Source organism: Nitrospira sp. BLG_2 (genome assembly GCF_049222245.1).
Window position 1 is genome coordinate 1 of record NZ_JBLYIG010000078.1, and the last position, 11,850, is coordinate 11,850.

Consider the following 11,850-nt stretch of genomic DNA (forward strand, 5'->3'; position numbering starts at 1 on the left):
CAGCAGGAAGCGGCCGAGCAGCAAGCTGACCAACAGCACGAGGCGAATGTGGCAACTTACCAACGTGCATTTGGAGCGTGCATGGAAGGAAAAGGATACACCGTGAAATAGTCGCGGCACGGTACTCCCATTACACAAAGAGCCCGATGATCGAAAGGTCGTCGGGCTCTTCTCTTTTTGTCATCCGGCCAGCGAAACCTAGTCGTGGCCCTCCTTGAGGGCACACCCTAAACCGGACAGATCATGTGCTACATAAAGCGGAGATGATGTGCTAGCTACACTCCATCTTTCAACGGGTTGACATTACACATCGGCTGCCACAAAATATGTTGTCCGTTCTTCCTGAAGGGCGTGATGCTTCGCCCAGCTCATGTCATATGGTTACAAAAAAAATACCTGTGACTATCATCTCCGGGTATCTTGGTGCTGGCAAGACGACTCTCGTCAATCACTTGCTCACGCACAAGGCCGGCGGAGAAATTGGCGTGATCGTCAATGAATTTGGAGAGGTGGGAATTGATGGCGACCTCATCGTCGCCGACGAAGAAGCCTTGATAGAGATACGCAACGGTTGCATCTGCTGTACCGTGCGCACCGACCTCGTGGCAGGCGTGAAGCTCCTCTTAGAACGCAGTGACCGCCAACTGGATCGTTTGATCGTTGAAACTTCAGGACTGGCCGATCCGGCACCGGTGCTACAGACCTTTCTGGCAGACACCGATCTGTTGACCCGCGTCGAACTGGAATCCGTCGTGACGCTGGTCGATGCCGCCAATTTCCAACGCCAGATCGACGATGGAGTTGCGCGGGAACAGATTGCCTTCGCCGATCTGATTGTGCTGAACAAAGTCGATCTGCTGGACCCTGATGATATTGCGCCATTGGAACGGGATCTGCGTACACTCAACCCGATAGCGACTTTTGTCCGAACTGTTCACTCCGAAGTGGCCGCTAACGGCCTGCTCGGTGTGCGCCGGTTCTCATTGCCGAATCTGCTCGCCATCGAACCGGGTATTCTGCAAGACGCACATGACCATGAACATGACAATTCGATTACCTCCTGCGCTGTTAAAACCGACGATCCACTTGACCCGGACCGCTTCAATCGATGGGTCAATCGACTCGTTCAACAGCAGGGGCAACAGCTCATGCGCATGAAAGGAGTGCTGAATTTTCATGGCGAGGCGCGGCAGTTCTATTTTCACAGCGTACACATGTTGCTGGACGCGAAACCGGGCCGACCTTGGCAGTCTGAGGAGGGGCGCCAGAGCCGCTTCGTGTTCATCGGCCGCCATCTCGATGGCGCCGTGTTGCAGAGCGGCTTTCTCGATTGCGTACGCGACGTATCTCGCCGTCCTGTCGCCCATCCTGTCGTGTAGTCGGAGCGCATGATGAGACTTCAACATTATCTGGGTGGTTTGGAAAATCTCGGGCCGGTTAATTTCTTTGAGAAAAAAGTATTCATGGCGGAGTGGGAAAAGCGCATCTTCGGCATCCACACCGTGATGATGGCCGAGAGCGTTCATTTGGATAAGTCCCTCCCGAAATACCCACTCTCGGAAGTCCCAACGACGTTCAAGGACACGTGGACTTGGGCTTCGCTGCGCATCGGCGCTGAAAACATGCAGCCGTTCGAATATTTTAAGTATCGCTACTATGAAAAATGGCTGATGGGTATCAGTCAGTTTTTTATCGATCGTGGCTATGTGACCGTTAAGGAACTGGCGACATTGACGGAACATTACCGGGCACATCCTGATTCCTCACTCCCCGAGCAGCCCAATCCCGCGCTGAAGGAACAGGTGGTCCGGTACCTCCATCATGGCGATTCCGGTCTACGCGAGCCCGTGAACCTGGGTCGCTTTGCTCTTGGGGATACAGTCTATGTCGCGGATCCAGAAGCCGCTGATCACACGAGGCTGCCTGGTTTTTTACGGAACAAGAAGGGAACGGTCGCCGAAGTGTATCCAGGCGCGTTCGAATATTTTGTGTCGACTGGGCCGGATGGTCTGGACGGGCCGCAGCATGTGTATTGCGTGTCGTTTCTGGCCTCTGACATTTGGGGACCAGATAAGAGTGAACCCAACACGGTCATTTATGCCGATCTTTTTGAAGCCTACCTAAAACCTGCGCATTCAATGTAGGCGAGGGATCTCGCATGTCTTCACTCTTTGAATACGATAAGGATCGTGAAGCTGCCAGTGCCGCCAAAGTCCGCGCGCTGGAAGCGCTGTTGATCAAAAAGGGCGTGCTAGGCAGCGATTCTGTCGATGCAGTGCTTCGTCACTTCGAAACCGTTGCCGGCCCATTTAATGGTGCCCGTATCGTGGCGCGGGCATGGGTTGACGCGGAATACAAAGCGCGATTGTTGAAGGATACTCCGAAGGCCATCGCTGAGCTTCAATTTCCGGGCATGACCGGCGCCGAAGGCGAGCATATGAAGGCGGTCGCCAACAGTGCGACGGTGCACAACCTGATCATCTGCACCCTGTGCTCATGTTATCCGTGGCCAGTGCTGGGGCTACCACCTTACTGGTACAAAGATCCGGTGTTCCGTTCTCGCGGTGTGCGTGAACCACGCGCGGTACTCCGTGAGTTCGGCGTGACGATTCCTGAAGGCAAGGAAGTAAAGGTATGGGACAGCAGTGCCCAGATCCGCTGGTTCGTCATTCCTGAACGGCCGGCTCACTCTGAACATCTGAACGAGGAACAACTCGCCGCACTGGTCACACCGGAAGCCATGATGGGGGTGGCGCTGGTTCCTTCTCCGCCCCCTGCCTAAGGCATTCCAATGTTTACTCGATTCGAAGAATATGCCGCGACGCAGATGCTCGGGCAACCCGATTCACCGCCGCGTAGCGAGGGAAAGCTGTTCTTTAGCGAAGATTGGCAACGCACGGTATTTGGCCTGGCGTTGGCATTATCTAAAGAGGGACATTTCGAGTGGGAGGACTTCAGGCATAAGCTGATTCACGCCATTGCTGCTTGGGAAGAGAAGGCCTGCACCGGGCGAGCCACGTGGGAGTACTACGAACACTATACACAGGCCCTGATTGACATGCTCAACCAGTGCGGCATCCTCCAACCGGGCGAACTGGAGCAACAGATGAGGCCGGACGACGCAAGCACATGACCGCTGTAGTATCTGTCTCGTCGGCTCGAAAGGATCCTGTGCGAAGCACACGCTAGATAAGGAGAGCGTGATGTCAGAGCAGTCCGCCGGTCAATCTGACACGTCGTCGCTTGATAGTCTCACCCTTGCGCTGGTCGTGAGCGGTCTTGGCTTCTATGCGGATGAGGCGGTCGCGGATCTTCGCCGTTATGTCGAGTCCAAAGGGATCGCGCATACCGCGAAGGAATTCGATGCATCACTTGAGCATGCGGCACGGCACTTTGTCCAAGGAGATGCCCATTTATTTCTCTGTGACGGGGAGCCCTGCCGGCAACGAAGACGTTTTGATGCCACTTCCAATGTGTTGCTACGTGAGGCGGAACGCATCGGCTGCCGCATTTCACCCACGGCTTGCCAAGGGCCCTGCAAACAAGCGCCCGTAGCCTTACTGCGTATCGGCCACGGATGTGAATTCTTTGCTCAGTTCGTCCAGCATCGAGACTGGGAAGCTGTCTTGGGTTTTGCTCGACGAGCCTCTCAAGCGAAGACCGTGCTCGTCGATGCCGGGACGGCGCAACCGTTCCGGTTCGATCCAATTCATCAACCGGAAAAGCCCAGCGCGGCACTCGAATCCGTCCGTTTCCTTGTGGGACATTTCGAAGGAGCGGTTGAGTTGCCTCTTGAGCAACGATCGATCCAAAAAGAGGTCGTAGGAAGTTGGGAGGCCGGAGGGCGTTTCCTAAGCCTTCGGATGGCTGCGACGTATCGCGCGAAGAATGGTTTGTGGGATCGGCATCAGGTCCTTATTGTCCTCGGACCGGACGAGGAGACTGGAGCACTGGTGAGTCGAGCTTACACGGATGGAGGGGTGATCCATGAGTTTCACATCGTCATCGAGGAGAGGCGGCTGATGTTTGCGGATCGTGTGCCGCACCACGTGCCTGCCAGGGCCGCTCGCAAAGTGCTGACTCCCACCGAGGACGGTTATGAAGAGACGCTGGAACTTGATCGGGGACTTGGGGTCTTCGAACCCTATTACAGAATGCTCATTCAGAGGAAGGAAGGCTCGGGTACCTTCTGATTGAGACTGCATCCGCCTGTTCGCCACGGGAAACCCTGCACGGATACTTATTCCGCTTCATGACGGCGCTCATGGTGGCTTTGCGACGGCTGGGACTTTCGCTAGGCTACAGCGTCCATTTGACCACATACACTAAAAACGCCTGGAAATATTTCGGCATGCGCCGGCGTGAAGAGTAAAGACCACGTCAGACAGGCGGTTCATGAAGAAAAGCAGTGTCGACGAATCTGTGCTGACTTTGCACGGCGTGAGGATCACGCATCCCGATCGTCTTGTTTTTAAACATGAAGCGATCACCAAAGGAGACGTGGCACGATACTATGCAGCCGTCGCGCCCGTTCTCTTGGAAGAAATACAATGCCGTCCTATCAGTTTGTTGAGATGTCCGAGCGGCATCACTGCCGACTGTTTTTATCAACGCAATCTCGGCTTTGGACTAGGCACGGATGTCCACCCGTTTGACTGGCGTTACAAAGGCAGAAGCTACAAATATATCTATGTGAAAGACGAGAAGGGGCTCATGGAGATGATTCAGATGGGAGTCATCGAAATACACCCCTGGGGCGCCACGATCGACCACATCCATACTCCGGATCGGATGATCTTCGACCTGGACCCGGGTCCCACCGTGCCGTTTTCGGAGGTCAAGCAAGCGGCGCGTGATGTCCGCGATCGGCTCAAACAGGCAGGTCTCGACAGCGCATTGAGATGTACGGGAGGCAAGGGGCTGCATGTCGTGGTGTCGTTGGCGCCGACCAGCAGCTGGGATGATGTCAAAGACTGGGCAAGGGCTTTTGCTAACACGATGGTACGAGAGGCGCCGGACACATACGTCGCGACCATCACCAAATCCAAGCGGGTCGGAAAAATCCTGATCGATTTCTTCCGGAATGATTATACCGCCACGGCTATTGCCGGCTATTCATTGCGCGCCCGCCCGCGAGCGCCGGTCGCCGTGCCCTTGCAATGGCGCGAATTGACCGCTCTGAAGAGTGCCGGCCAATTCCGCATGGACACGGTTCTGGAACGCATCAAACGCCGCACACCACAGAAGGCCCCGCCGGAACAGCGGCTGCCAAAGGTGAGAGGGCAAGGCTGATACAACATGGCCGCAAGAACGCTATTCCCGATGGAAGCGATGCTCGTCCGGGAATTGCCGAAAGGCAAAGACTGGCGGTATGAACCGAAATGGGATGGTTTTCGCTGCTTGGCGCATAAGCGAGATCCAATCGTGACGTTGCGGTCCAAATCGGGCAGGCCGATGGAGCGATATTTTCCCGATATCGTAGCCCTGCTTGAGAAGCTTGCAGCCAAGATATTTCTTCTCGATGGAGAATTACTGGTCGAAGGTGAGAAGGGGTATTCATTTTCTGATTTGCAGCTGCGCTTGCATCCGGCGGCCAGCCGTGTTCATCTGCTGGCCCAGAAGCAACCTGCGACGTTTGTGATCTTCGATATTCTCAAGACAGAAGACGATCAGACGCTGATGTCGGCGCCGTTGTCTCAGCGCCGCCGATTTTTGGAGCAATTTTACAAGACGTATTGCTCGACAGAGAAGGCCATGCGGCTGTCACCCCAGACGGATCAGCTGAGTGAAGCTATGGATTGGCTTTCGTCTTCCGTATGGTACATCGACGGCATTGTCGCTAAAAAGAGTACGGATGCCTATGTGCCGGGTGAACGGGTGATGCAGAAGTATAAACCCATGCGGACCGCGGATTGCGTGGTGGGCGGGTTTCGTTACGGCAAGGATTCAGATGAAGTGGGCTCCCTATTGCTCGGCCTGTATGACGACGCGGGGCGGCTCAATCATGTCGGATTTACGTCCGGCATTGCCAAAGGCGATAAGCCTTCGCTGACGAAGAAACTTGAAAATCTGATTCAGGAGCCGGGCTTCACCGGAAATGCGCCCGGCGCGCCAAGCCGGTGGTCCACCGAGCGGTCGGCTCAATGGAAGCCGCTGTCTCCCAAACTCGTCGTGGAAGTCAGTTTCGATCATGTGACGGACGACCGCTTCCGCCACGGCACCAAGTTAATACGATTTCGGCCCGACAAGTCTCCTCGCCAATGCACCATGGAGCAGCTGCAGCAATAATTCGGGTTTGACACACTGCTGTATACATAATATTTTCCTTCCTTAGATCAAGCCCCCAGATTGCAATCCTTACCCATGCAGAAAAGATAACGACTTTGCAGCGTCTGCCGTTGAAATGTTCTCGCGCAGTTCAAAAATTTTCCCGAGGTGGCAATTACGTAAACGCTTCCCGCTTCCCCAAGGGCACCACCAATGTCCCTTTCTCCCCGTTTGGCTAGGCAGCCGATTTCTTGACCCGGAGTTCGGCGCGGTGGCCTGTAGCGGCGAGGACTCGGATGAGCACATCGGTCGATACACCAAGAGTGTTGCCGTTTGCAATGGCCGTGACGCGAGTTCTCGATGTGCCTGCGAGTTTGGCGATGTCGGCATGGGTGAACCGTCCGGATTGGATGATCTTGACGAGTGAAACGGTAAGGTTCGAGCGAAATTCCATTTCAGCCGTGTCGCTGGCAGATAGACCGAGTGCTCGACCCAGCTCGTCGGCGGTGCGAACCTTGACCAATTTGGGAGACTTAGACGTTGCCATGCAACACCTCGGTTAATCGTTGCCGACCAAGAGTCAATTCTTGGGTCGGTGTTTTCTGTGTTTGTTTCTGAAATGCATGGAACACCACGATTGCCTCAGGCGATTTAACAAAATAGAAGACCCGTATTGCCGTGGTCTTGCCCCTGATCCTTAACTCATGAGCTCCTGCTGCTACAGTTGGCATGGGTCTACTGAAGGGAGGTCCCAAGCTGATGCCTTTCTGCAGATCGCGTAACGCTTCCCCAGTTTGCTTCCGAATGTCCGGCTCTTGCCCTCGGATGAAGATCAATGCTTTAGGGTAAAGAGAACCGGCTTCACGTCGGCTAGTATGTCCTAAATATAGGACATATGCATCGCATAAGAAACGAAGACTCATGTGCGTAGACCGCCGCTCGTGCCGAAAGCGGTCGGGTTAGCTCACGGAACAGAAAAAGGGCACAACTTATCGCTGGTTTCGTGTGCGCGCCGCAATGCGCGATTCCGCCGAAGTCCAGCCGGCATCGAAGGGATGATCGGGGCTATCGATGTCGATGACCAGCGGTGCGTGATCCGAGGGTACAGGTTTTCCCTTCCGCGCCTCGCGATCGATTTCTGCCAGACAACGTGGTGCCTAATTCACATGTCTGTTTTTTCGGGGCCATTTCAAGTCTGACGATGCGAGAACAGTATGTTGGTCCAGTGTTGAAAGCTAAAGTGGAAAATGGGTGCCTATTTCGTGAGTTCGACAAGAAAGTCGGCGAGTGAGACAATGGCGCTGTCTCCGTGGCGTTTGAGCGTCAGGAGGTGTCGATCACCTGACACAATCCGGTCTGCTTGGGCTGCCATCGCGCATTCGAGAATGCGATTATCCGGCTCGTCTTTAAGAAGATGAAGAGTAGGACGGGGTCGCAGCACTGTTGCCGTTTGGCTGATCTCCTGTATGGCTTGCCGTGCTCTGTCTTCCACCCAATCGAACTTCATTTGGAGCACTCTGGCGGTTTCGGTCAGGATGGCGACCGAAGTAAAGAGTTCGAATCTTCCACGGATTGCTTCGAGAAAGGCTTCTTCGGCATTGCCTCCTGGAATGGCGAACGCTGAGATATAGATGTTGGTGTCAAAGACGACGCGCACGTCAGCGGCCCTGGAACACCAGTTTTTCCACGGCGGCTTCTGTCAGCAGTCCTTTCTTTCTGGCCTTCTTTGCGCCGTAGCGCTGTAACTCATGAAACTGCTCTTCTCGCCGTCGCCGCTCATAGACCGTGAGCATTTCCCTGAAGAGCTGGCTCTTGTTCTTGGCTTCCGCCTTAGCCAGCCGTTCAAAATTTTTGGCAAGATCGGATGGGAGGGAGACCGTCATCGGAACTCGCGATCGTTTCATGAGCACCTCCTGTATGAAAAAATCATACAGCTGAGACATGGGTGAGGTCAAACGCTGAGAGTAAAGGGGCGCAGGAAGGCAAGTGTCAGGTCTGCAATCAAATATCGAGGCAATGTAAAGATTACTCGATCATTACTGTTTCCGTGTGCGCGCCGCAATGCGCGATTCCGCCGAAGCCCAGCCGGCGTCGAATGGATGGCCGGGGCTGTCGATGTCGATGACCAACGGTGCGTGATCCGACGGTACAGACTTTCGCTTTCGCGCTTCGCGATCGATGTCTGCATAGACAACACGGTGTGTTAGTGAGGAGGCAGATCGCAAGACGGAACGCGCAGGACAAGCATTCTTCGCCCTTCAGCGGAAGATGGGCCGTTGGGCTCGCAAGGCCTGTGTGTTGACGGAGGCGGGCGTGGAGCGAATTGTGTTTGAGAATCGCTGATGAAAGCGATCTTCGACACAGACGTGTTTGGCGGCGCAAACTAAGGGGGTAGTCTTTTTCAGGGCGCGGTCTCGGTTCGATCACCGCGCCGTCCAATTCTTCCGAGGGATATTACTTTTCGTCTCGGATGGCTGCTTTTACTTTGTCCTTGAGCTCAGGAGTGACCTCCCGAATCCCGTGCTGTTTTGCGTGTTCCGCGGCATTCTTCATCACTTCCTCTTCGGTGTTGCCCCGTATGACATGTTGGCATCCGGACGATGGATCAACCTTGGCGCACTCAACGATTTCCCCATGGTCGCTCCTCCTTGTTGAGCTCGTTATAGGACCGAAGTCTGTAATGTGACGGTCTTGTAATCGATATCAGATCGGCAACGTATAGCCGATCTATCATGGAGCACAACTAGGGTAATCCCCAATCGTGACAGGCGACATACCGGACGGAAAAAGCGCTAAAAGGGACATGCCGAATAAAATGACGCGAGTAGTTGCTTACAGGCTAATTTTTTAGAGCCGCGGCCATTCGCACGAAGGCGTTCCGTCGGTCCTAACTGCGTATGCCATGGCTGTTAGCTTAGGTGAGGCGAAGCAGAAAGATCAGACTCGTCACTGTTTGCGCTGGCGCGCCGCAATCCGTGATTCGGCTGAAGTCCAGCCGGCATCGAATGGATGGCCGGGACTGTCGATGTCGATGACCAGCGGTGCGTGATCCGACGGTACAGGCTTTCCCTTTCGCGCTTCGCGATCGATGTCTGCCCAGACAACCCGGTCCTTTAACGAAGCCGTCACGAGCAGATGATCGATGCGCATGCCGAAATTCTTATAAAAACTGCCGGCGCGGTAGTCCCACCACGTGTATCGACCAGGTTCCGAGTGATGCAATCGGTCCGCATCGACGAATCCCGCGTTCGACAGCCGCGCGAACGCCTGTCGCTCGCGATCCGAGACATGCGTGCCGCCATGACAGGCGCGGGGATCCCACACATCGATATCGTCGGGTGCCACATTGAAATCACCGCCGATAACGGCTGCTGTGTCCGGAGTGACGGCCTCGTCGATCCAGCGGGCCAGCTTGTCGAACCACAGGAGCTTCGCTTCATAAAACGGCGAATCCACCTCCCGGCCGTTCGGCGCGTACACGCAGATGATCCGCACACCACCGCATTCGGCAGCGAGCATCCTCGCCTCAGCCAGCGGTTCATCATCACCGGTTTCAGAGGTCTCCGCCGGCCGCAGCGGCTCTCCAAAATTGGCGATCACGCCGCCGATGCCAAGCCTGCTTGCGATCGCGACGCCGTTCCATCGACCCTCACCATGGTGCACCAGCTCGTATCCGGCCTGCGTGAATGGTGCGACAGGTGCGTCGGCATCCGACAACTTCGTTTCCTGTATCATCAGCACGTCGGGCTTCGCTCGATCCAGCCACCACATGACCTTTTCCAGGCGAGCTTTCAGCGAGTTGACATTCCAGGTGGCGATGCGCATGCGTTAAGATTATCCTATCTCGACCGAGCCTGGGTGAGAAAAACAGCGACAGTCTACTTTTTCTAAGCGATTTGGACGGCAAGAGGCCTTCCAAGGCCGTGGCCGGGACATCCTTAATCAATTACCGTGTCATTCTAAAGGAGGACTTTCGGATGAGCCTCTACGATATCGACCTCGTCACAATCGACGGCAAGCGGCAGAAGATGGATGTGTATCGAGGCAAGACGCTGCTCATCGTCAACGTCGCGAGCGAGTGTGGCTTCACGCCGCAGTATGCAGGACTGCAAGCCCTCTACGACAAATTCAAAGATCAAGGGTTCGTGGTGCTCGGGTTTCCCTGTAATCAGTTCGGGCATCAGGAGCCAAAGGGCGAAGCAGAGATCGAGCATTTCTGCTCCAGGAACTACGGCGTCACGTTCCCGATGTTCGCAAAGATCGACGTGAACGGTGGGAATGCACACCCGCTTTATCAATATCTCAAGGCGGAGAAGCCAGGGATTTTCGGGACGGAGGCGATTAAGTGGAACTTCACCAAGTTCCTCGTCGGTTCCGACGGCACGGTACTCGAGCGCTATGCACCGAGCGACAAGCCGGAGGCGATCGAGGCGGATCTGGCAGCGAGGCTGTAGGCGTCCGGAGAAACGCTGGGTCAGCAGCTGTCATGAAATTAAGGGGACAGACTGGCTATGCTTGCAGGGGTTCGCTGCTCACATTGCGGTAGCGATAGTGAGCAGCGTTCGAGCACGCTGTCAACAGCAACCTGCGAGCGTTATGCCTTGTATTGTGCGTCCAGAGGAACAGGCAGCGTGGGGGTGATGCGCCAGGGTAAGAGATGAACCCATAAAATGAGACCCCCACACATTGCCCCCTGACTTGCTTCGGGACGAACCTCGATGGGACGTCAGCCGGGTTTCATAAGAGCCCAACGATCAGAAGATCGTCGGGCTCTTCGTTTTGGGCATCCGCCAGTACTGACTTCCTTCATGGAGAAAGCGAAGAGGTGCATCCGCCGGCGTCAATTACGATATGGCGCTGAACAGCCGGTGGCTCATGCGAACCGTGTATGAACCTCATCCTCCTGATCGAGAACCGGTCAGCTCGGTGCCATTAGGTTCTGGCGATGCCGAGCATCTGTGTGAGCAACGCAATGAGTGCGACCAGGACACCGATGCCGATAAAACCATAGATCATGATTTTGATATGATCCATCCAACCCTCCTTGTAGGTGAAGTTAATGATGCATTCCCCCCTCGTGCAAAAAAGGCATCCAAAATTCGGTTCTTCTCATGCGCGACTCTTTGTCGGTCACATGGCTGATCCGCTTCTGATTGTGACGCCCTGTTTCCATCCGTAGAGAATGGCTTGGTGATACTGACTCCGGAGCCCCATGACACTCTCACGCAATTTCGGCGCGCGGCCGCGTAGTTCATATGGACCTCCAGGCACGAAGACAGAAGCATCATAAGCCAACAGCGCTTAAACTTCCAGAGCAGTTTGGCGAGTCAGTATGTGCCATTGTGCTATGCGAAGACTTGAGTATTCGAGTATGCCGACGGGAATCTGGAGGTGGAACAGTCTGTTCTTGTAGGAGAAATCTCCATTCATCCCAGTTAACGGCCGGCATCGTCGTGATCTGAATGCCCCATGGAGGCATTCATGACCGCTGCAGCACGAGCGTTGCGACTCAGGCCCGTCGGGGCAATTTCCAGGTAGGTCTCACATAGTGGCAGGTATATCCGCTGGGATATCGTTCAAGAT

Annotated in this window: 14 protein-coding genes; 8 read left to right on the top strand and 6 right to left on the bottom strand. The window is 55.0% G+C overall.

Features of this window, described 5'->3' with window-relative positions; genetic code table 11:
• Window positions 1-377 precede the first annotated feature (377 nt).
• The 7 genes from ACOSYY_RS02215 (at window position 378) to ACOSYY_RS02245 (ending at window position 6,288) form a co-directional block, all read left to right on the top strand.
• Window positions 378-1,379 carry a CobW family GTP-binding protein gene (locus tag ACOSYY_RS02215; protein ID WP_526023265.1) on the top strand — a complete coding sequence of 334 codons (1,002 nt, stop codon included), beginning with the start codon at window positions 378-380 and terminating at the stop codon, window positions 1,377-1,379.
• 12 nt (window positions 1,380-1,391) lie between these two features.
• Window positions 1,392-2,144 (top strand): nitrile hydratase subunit beta, encoded by a 753-nt coding sequence (gene nthB, locus ACOSYY_RS02220; protein ID WP_526023266.1) that lies wholly within the window; start codon window positions 1,392-1,394, stop codon window positions 2,142-2,144.
• A gap of 14 nt (window positions 2,145-2,158) precedes the next feature.
• On the top strand, window positions 2,159-2,782 hold the full coding sequence (gene nthA / locus ACOSYY_RS02225; RefSeq protein WP_421660640.1) for a nitrile hydratase subunit alpha: 624 nt from the start codon (window positions 2,159-2,161) through the stop codon (window positions 2,780-2,782).
• A 9-nt stretch (window positions 2,783-2,791) separates the two neighbouring features.
• Window positions 2,792-3,133 carry a nitrile hydratase accessory protein gene (locus ACOSYY_RS02230; protein WP_421660641.1) on the top strand — a complete coding sequence of 114 codons (342 nt, stop codon included), beginning with the start codon at window positions 2,792-2,794 and terminating at the stop codon, window positions 3,131-3,133.
• A gap of 70 nt (window positions 3,134-3,203) precedes the next feature.
• Window positions 3,204-4,193: a (2Fe-2S) ferredoxin domain-containing protein gene (locus tag ACOSYY_RS02235; protein ID WP_421660642.1), complete on the top strand. Its 990-nt coding sequence runs from the start codon at window positions 3,204-3,206 to the stop codon at window positions 4,191-4,193.
• 202 nt (window positions 4,194-4,395) lie between these two features.
• Window positions 4,396-5,292, top strand: a complete 897-nt coding sequence (gene ligD, locus ACOSYY_RS02240; protein ID WP_421660643.1) for a non-homologous end-joining DNA ligase — start codon at window positions 4,396-4,398, stop codon at window positions 5,290-5,292.
• A 6-nt stretch (window positions 5,293-5,298) separates the two neighbouring features.
• The gene (locus tag ACOSYY_RS02245; protein WP_421660644.1) at window positions 5,299-6,288 is read left to right on the top strand and encodes an ATP-dependent DNA ligase; all 990 of its coding nucleotides are present in this window, start codon (window positions 5,299-5,301) and stop codon (window positions 6,286-6,288) included.
• A 214-nt stretch (window positions 6,289-6,502) separates the two neighbouring features.
• On the opposite strand, the gene ACOSYY_RS02250 is transcribed toward ACOSYY_RS02245, so the two are convergent.
• The 6 genes from ACOSYY_RS02250 to ACOSYY_RS02275 form a co-directional block, all read right to left on the bottom strand.
• Window positions 6,503-6,814 carry an XRE family transcriptional regulator gene (locus ACOSYY_RS02250; RefSeq protein ID WP_421660645.1) on the bottom strand — a complete coding sequence of 104 codons (312 nt, stop codon included), beginning with the start codon at window positions 6,812-6,814 and terminating at the stop codon, window positions 6,503-6,505.
• Window positions 6,801-7,190, bottom strand: a complete 390-nt coding sequence (locus tag ACOSYY_RS02255; RefSeq protein WP_421660646.1) for a type II toxin-antitoxin system RelE/ParE family toxin — start codon at window positions 7,188-7,190, stop codon at window positions 6,801-6,803. Before ACOSYY_RS02255 ends, ACOSYY_RS02250 begins: the two co-directional genes overlap by 14 nt.
• A gap of 332 nt (window positions 7,191-7,522) precedes the next feature.
• A complete protein-coding gene (locus ACOSYY_RS02260; protein WP_421660647.1) occupies window positions 7,523-7,924 on the bottom strand; it encodes a putative toxin-antitoxin system toxin component, PIN family in 402 nt (133 codons plus the stop codon).
• Between the two features lies 1 nt (window position 7,925).
• Window positions 7,926-8,171 carry a ribbon-helix-helix protein, CopG family gene (locus ACOSYY_RS02265; RefSeq protein WP_421660648.1) on the bottom strand — a complete coding sequence of 82 codons (246 nt, stop codon included), beginning with the start codon at window positions 8,169-8,171 and terminating at the stop codon, window positions 7,926-7,928.
• Between the two features lie 550 nt (window positions 8,172-8,721).
• The gene (locus ACOSYY_RS02270) at window positions 8,722-8,949 is read right to left on the bottom strand and encodes a DUF1059 domain-containing protein (RefSeq protein WP_421660651.1); all 228 of its coding nucleotides are present in this window, start codon (window positions 8,947-8,949) and stop codon (window positions 8,722-8,724) included.
• 264 nt (window positions 8,950-9,213) lie between these two features.
• Complete coding sequence (locus ACOSYY_RS02275; RefSeq protein ID WP_421660649.1) at window positions 9,214-10,092, bottom strand: exodeoxyribonuclease III; 879 nt, start codon at window positions 10,090-10,092, stop codon at window positions 9,214-9,216.
• 152 nt (window positions 10,093-10,244) lie between these two features.
• Between ACOSYY_RS02275 and ACOSYY_RS02280 the strand changes: the two genes are divergently transcribed.
• Window positions 10,245-10,721 (top strand): glutathione peroxidase, encoded by a 477-nt coding sequence (locus ACOSYY_RS02280; RefSeq protein WP_421660650.1) that lies wholly within the window; start codon window positions 10,245-10,247, stop codon window positions 10,719-10,721.
• The last annotated feature ends 1,129 nt before the right edge of the window (window positions 10,722-11,850 follow it).

What these genes read in the sequence shown, in the direction of transcription:
- ACOSYY_RS02215 (WP_526023265.1), top strand. Translation starts at nt 378, where the DNA reads ATGGTTACAAAAAAAATACCTGTGACTATCATCTCCGGGTATCTTGGT.
- nthB (WP_526023266.1), top strand. Translation starts at nt 1,392, where the DNA reads ATGAGACTTCAACATTATCTGGGTGGTTTGGAAAATCTCGGGCCGGTT.
- nthA (WP_421660640.1), top strand. Translation starts at nt 2,159, where the DNA reads ATGTCTTCACTCTTTGAATACGATAAGGATCGTGAAGCTGCCAGTGCC.
- ACOSYY_RS02230 (WP_421660641.1), top strand. Translation starts at nt 2,792, where the DNA reads ATGTTTACTCGATTCGAAGAATATGCCGCGACGCAGATGCTCGGGCAA.
- ACOSYY_RS02235 (WP_421660642.1), top strand. Translation starts at nt 3,204, where the DNA reads ATGTCAGAGCAGTCCGCCGGTCAATCTGACACGTCGTCGCTTGATAGT.
- ligD (WP_421660643.1), top strand. Translation starts at nt 4,396, where the DNA reads ATGAAGAAAAGCAGTGTCGACGAATCTGTGCTGACTTTGCACGGCGTG.
- ACOSYY_RS02245 (WP_421660644.1), top strand. Translation starts at nt 5,299, where the DNA reads ATGGCCGCAAGAACGCTATTCCCGATGGAAGCGATGCTCGTCCGGGAA.
- ACOSYY_RS02250 (WP_421660645.1), bottom strand. Translation starts at nt 6,814, where the DNA reads ATGGCAACGTCTAAGTCTCCCAAATTGGTCAAGGTTCGCACCGCCGAC.
- ACOSYY_RS02255 (WP_421660646.1), bottom strand. Translation starts at nt 7,190, where the DNA reads ATGAGTCTTCGTTTCTTATGCGATGCATATGTCCTATATTTAGGACAT.
- ACOSYY_RS02265 (WP_421660648.1), bottom strand. Translation starts at nt 8,171, where the DNA reads ATGAAACGATCGCGAGTTCCGATGACGGTCTCCCTCCCATCCGATCTT.
- ACOSYY_RS02275 (WP_421660649.1), bottom strand. Translation starts at nt 10,092, where the DNA reads ATGCGCATCGCCACCTGGAATGTCAACTCGCTGAAAGCTCGCCTGGAA.
- ACOSYY_RS02280 (WP_421660650.1), top strand. Translation starts at nt 10,245, where the DNA reads ATGAGCCTCTACGATATCGACCTCGTCACAATCGACGGCAAGCGGCAG.